Here is a 4,897-nt window from a genome sequence, read left to right on the forward strand (position 1 = left end):
ATCCGAATAGCGGTGGTCCCGGTACTTGCCTTGACGCACCAGGCCGCCCCATCCGGCGTCTCCCCAGATGCAAAGCGCCTTACCGGGTTGTGCTTTGACATCGGCGTCAATTCGCCCACTGAGACGATACTGCGGTATGCCGCCTTGATGGATAGCGTGATATAACGCTAAGCACGAATCCTTACCACCACTCCACGAACATAAAAATGAATGTCCTGCTATCGATTCCGGTTTCATCTTTTGTACCTTCCTTCTAATAAATTATTCCCGACTCTCTTGAAAATATCTCATACACTGAATTCATCGACAAGATCAAGCCGGTATCTCCGCACGGTCATTAGCAAACGATGAAGAAAGCATAAATCTTATTGAACATGAAACTGAATTTGTGTACCGAACCGACGATCAAATCGTGTATAGGGAACGTCGTAATCAAAATTGTTTTTGTACACCTGATAGAATAATATCCCGCGGAAATTGCGAAGAATATCCACGCCGATGCCTCCGAGCAGTACATAGCCCTCAGGATTATTGTCTCCATCATAAGGTTTGGATGTGTTTTGAATTTCACCAAGTATGAAACAGGGCGGTTTTACCGTATAGGCAATACTCGCTTCCCATGTCACTGGAAACGGAATGAAATAAAGTGACGGGCAGGCAACACCCACGGAATATGATAATCGGTTGAAAGTCTTATAGGCTGTCACCCTATAATATGGAATGGCGCCATCCGTGGGAATCAAATTCATTTCAAATCCGATATTCGTCCATTGTCTTCGACATAACATAACATTTAATTGTAAATATTTCCATTGATGTTGAACAGCCCTTGCCTGATTTGGATCGTATCCGACTATCATACCGCCGCCTTGTGGCTTCCATCCGAGTGCGTAAACACCTCCTTGCGGAGTGTATTTCATATAAAGGCCGACCGCAGCGCTAAATCGATGATAAGAAATTCTCAAATTTATGTTTCCCATCGGTCTGTCGGGATGAAGCGTCGGATCGAAATTACCGAATTTTTCGGCTAACAAATGATAATTCGGCAAACTATTTACCACCGCTGTGATCTCTCCGGATATTTTATCTGTATATATTGGGGACTGATTCAATACAAATGGTGTGGTCTGACAGATGAGCGAACCTCCAATAGTCCCGAGAACGGTTATTACAAAAATTTTAAAAATGTTCTTCATTGGTTAATCCTTCATAAGGTTAATTTGATAATTTGCTAACACGAATGCTAAGACGCTCAAAAACGTGCTAGCGTTTTTGAGTCGATCTTAAGCATATTGTTAGCAAATAATTTTATCTTACCCTATTCAATTGTTATTTCATGTTATTATTCAATTTTATAGTCTAAAAGGCGTAATTGATAAACTGTATCAGTCTCAGAAATAGTATAGTAATTTATTAATCCGAAATTTGGAGCATAATATTCATAGGTATTTACAGTTTCATTACTTGTTGTATTCGTATAACTGATGACAGCAACATTATAAAATATCGTGTCGCATATAGTAGAACTTACTTTATTATATATTACTAAGCTGTCAAGAATAGAAAATTCAACTAATCTTTCAGATGTCAACCACTCAGGCCCACGATTCCATTTTTCTCCTTCATATACTGGAGACTTAATAATTAATTCAAGATATGGAGGTAATATTTCTCCTGTTGTGTTTTTACATGTATCTTCAATTCCACATGAGTACTTGTTTAAGCCTGAATTATTCCAATAGTAATATTCAAATAAATATGAATCAGGGGGATAATTTAGAATTCCCCATTTAGCTTTATATAATAGTTGTCTCTCATTATTTCTTATAGTATCAACAATTGTTCGTTGTAGAATTGCCCATTCACCAATATTTTCCATTTCATAAATCCAGCTATTACCAATCTGTAGAGGAAAATAGTTTGATAAATCAAAATAATCATAATCCGGCAAAATATCGCTATTGTTCTTATTGCATGAAAAAAACATTAAAAATAAAATACAAATGATCAGATATTTCATTATTTCTCCTTTCACATGTTTTATACGCCTAACATATGTTTATAAAGATCCTTTATTGGCAAAACAGGTTTCTCTATTCAGAAACAAGTTTCTTAATGAAGAAACCTGTGAGTTTCTCCCTTGCCAACCTTCCAGATTCATTTTGCTTTTCTATTTTCATACAGTTGTATTTTAATCATTAATAATCCGTTTGTCAAGTCCTCAGACCTGACACGGCTCGCCCGATTTTCGCCAGATGTTCTTCTCATTCGCGCACTCATGTCATATTGTCCTAATAGGTAGTCCATCATATTGAACCTCGTACAAGTTATAATGATAACGTCGATATATAATATGGTATCCATATCACTAATATTAATAACCAAAGTATTTCATTTCTTTCTTTTGATTGTTGTTTCTGTTTTACTTGCCCTTGCTTAAGCACAAGCCTGTTATTATAATCATCACATTCCTTGCTTTTTATCTTGTAGTATTCAAATTCTCGTTCGCTAAGATCTTCAAATTTTTTTTCTTTGATTGTTTGGAATATAGGGTCTTCACATGGACTGACTATTTCAGATTTATAGAATTGCACTGTAAATACATGATACTGAATAAATATCTCATTGACAATCTGAAGGTCTTCAATAGAATAATAGTTATAGCCATATTCATAAGCCACCTTATTGCACCAATATGTAAGTATATCAATAACATAATCTTTTTTTGATATTTCTCCGAAAATCATCTTAAAGTAAAAAATATTAGGATATGTATTATCTCTATAATATTCTTTAAACTTGACAAATGGATGTTTAGGCTCATTTATGACGGTATTATTTTGAGGATATGTAAAAGATTTATCTGAATATAATTCGGTTTGTTTTTTCCAATTCTCCGATTTGTCAATTAAGTCACTTCGAGTTAATATTTGTCCATCCGATAATTCTAATTTATCTACTATGGAAAATAAATAAAATGAGGTATCTATTTTATTTGATGGTATAAATAAAATTTGGTTATCTCTAAAACCAACAAACATTCCGACTGTTGATTGTTCAAAAATGTCAGTAATTGTATCTTCTGCTAAAATTGAAACAGTAATTGTCATATAAGCCACAAAGAAAATTAAGTAGTTTATGGTTTTCATATATCTCCTTTATGTAAATTGTATAACGGACAACGCTCAGCCACGCTGGATGACAAAGTGCTGTTCCTTTATTTGTTCTCATATCCTTCAAAAGCTCTCAAATCTTACTTTTGTCGAGCAGCTCTAAGCGTTGGCTGAAGCGGATTGTTATAGGAATGAACCATTAGATAATACTATATATTTTATCTAAACAAATGATGTTACTTAAAGGACAATATATCTTTAATAAAATCAATTAAAGACAAATTTTTACTAGTTCTAGTAATTTTATTTTTCTCATCTCACTTACTATTTGGAATTTCTTCAGAATATGAAATTTTATTAAACACAGAACAAATAACATCAGAATCAATATATGGTTTAAATGCTTTTTCCCATATACTCTGATTATGAATTAAAAGAGATAAATCCAATATATAATATTTATTATTAACATTCACCATTTTATCATAATATTTATCAATAAAATTGATTGTCCAAGGGAAAGATTCTATATTGTTTAATCCATTATAACAAGGATGGCCAAATTCAAAAGGTGCCCAAATATTATGTCCCCAATACCATTTATCTTTGTACATCTCCACCAATTCCTCGGACCATGGTAATGATTCGTTGCTACTTAACCCTATTATACTATCCTCTTCCTTATATTTTCCCCATAACCATTTATTTTCATACTTTTTTATCAATTCTAAAGAAAATTTTATTCCTCTATTTTGACTAAGTATTTCCCAAGACCACTCATTCTCATATCTTTCAATCAATCTTATCGAAAATGGCAATGATTCATTTCCACTTAATCCGAACAGTATATTTCCATCCTGGCCGGCCCCGCCTCCCCAATCCAGATATTTTTTATATCTTTCTATAAATTCTTCCGACCAAGGGAAAGCTTTATTTCTTGACAGATAATGTCCAGATCCCGGTATGTGTTTATTTTGGTATAAAAGAAAAAATTGATCCGTAAATATAATATCTGACCATGGCAAAGACTCATTACAGGCTAAAGATAACCAGTCCCAACTGTCTTTATGTTTTTTTATAAATTTTATTGACCACGGCAATCCTCTATTTTTACTTAACCAAGACCAACCCCATCTATTTTTGTATTTTTCAAGTAATTTTATTGACCATGGTGAAGTCTTGTTTATACTAAGTACTCGAGACCAATCCCATTTATCTTTATATTTTTCAATTAACTCAAGAGACCAAGGTAGAGATTTATTTGTACTTAATTTCTTCCAATCCCATTTATCTTCGTATTTTTCAATTAATTCTATTGACCAGTGAATGGTTTCGTTTGAGCATAAATTCCCCCAATCCCATTTATTTGCAAATTTTTCCAATAACTCTATTGACCAAGGTAATACCTTGCTCATACTTAAACTTTCCAATTCCAATTATCTTTATATTTTTCAAGTAATTCTAAAGACCATAGTAACGACTCGTTTGTGCTCAAATAATGCCAGTCCCATTCATCTTTGTATTTTTCTAACAAATTATTTGAAACACAATAATGGTAGGAAACCAGTGATTTAAAATATTTAACATGAGTGCTAAAAAAACTGACAATTTCTTCCTTTATATTGTCATCAATTTTACTTTCAATCATTTTTTATTCCAGTTTTTTAGATATTTACGCCGTAAAAATTTGTTATGGTAATAGTAAAATTAATTACATATTGCTGTACATGATGTTGAAGTTATTTCTTAGAATTTCATTGGTTGAATCTCTAAGTTCTTTAATA

General features: G+C 33.0%; 6 protein-coding genes. All 6 read right to left on the reverse strand.

Features of this window, described 5'->3' with window-relative positions; all coding sequences use genetic code 11:
• Window positions 1-237, reverse strand: a 237-nt coding sequence (locus tag WC623_RS24685) for a hypothetical protein (RefSeq protein ID WP_372856234.1), incomplete at its 3' end; no start/stop codon positions are given.
• A 128-nt stretch (window positions 238-365) separates the two neighbouring features.
• The gene (locus tag WC623_RS24690) at window positions 366-1,196 is read right to left on the reverse strand and encodes a hypothetical protein (protein WP_372856236.1); all 831 of its coding nucleotides are present in this window, start codon (window positions 1,194-1,196) and stop codon (window positions 366-368) included.
• Between the two features lie 146 nt (window positions 1,197-1,342).
• The gene (locus WC623_RS24695) at window positions 1,343-2,035 is read right to left on the reverse strand and encodes a hypothetical protein (RefSeq protein ID WP_372856238.1); all 693 of its coding nucleotides are present in this window, start codon (window positions 2,033-2,035) and stop codon (window positions 1,343-1,345) included.
• Between the two features lie 292 nt (window positions 2,036-2,327).
• The gene (locus tag WC623_RS24700) at window positions 2,328-3,149 is read right to left on the reverse strand and encodes a hypothetical protein (protein ID WP_372856240.1); all 822 of its coding nucleotides are present in this window, start codon (window positions 3,147-3,149) and stop codon (window positions 2,328-2,330) included.
• Between the two features lie 281 nt (window positions 3,150-3,430).
• Entirely contained in the window at window positions 3,431-4,528 is a 1,098-nt protein-coding gene (locus WC623_RS24705) for a hypothetical protein (RefSeq protein WP_372856242.1), read from the reverse strand.
• Between the two features lie 2 nt (window positions 4,529-4,530).
• Window positions 4,531-4,761, reverse strand: coding sequence for a hypothetical protein (locus tag WC623_RS24710; RefSeq protein WP_372856244.1), 231 nt, complete (start codon window positions 4,759-4,761; stop codon window positions 4,531-4,533).
• Between the last annotated feature and the right edge of the window lie 136 nt (window positions 4,762-4,897).

This window comes from Pedobacter sp., from assembly GCF_041645105.1.
Taxonomy (GTDB): domain Bacteria; phylum Bacteroidota; class Bacteroidia; order Sphingobacteriales; family Sphingobacteriaceae; genus Pedobacter.

Bases quoted from the DNA above. Each gene is read 5' to 3' on its own strand.
- WC623_RS24690 (WP_372856236.1), bottom strand. From the start codon at position 1,196: ATGAAGAACATTTTTAAAATTTTTGTAATAACCGTTCTCGGGACTATT.
- WC623_RS24700 (WP_372856240.1), bottom strand. From the start codon at position 3,149: ATGAAAACCATAAACTACTTAATTTTCTTTGTGGCTTATATGACAATT.
- WC623_RS24705 (WP_372856242.1), bottom strand. From the start codon at position 4,528: ATGAGCAAGGTATTACCTTGGTCAATAGAGTTATTGGAAAAATTTGCA.
- WC623_RS24710 (WP_372856244.1), bottom strand. From the start codon at position 4,761: ATGATTGAAAGTAAAATTGATGACAATATAAAGGAAGAAATTGTCAGT.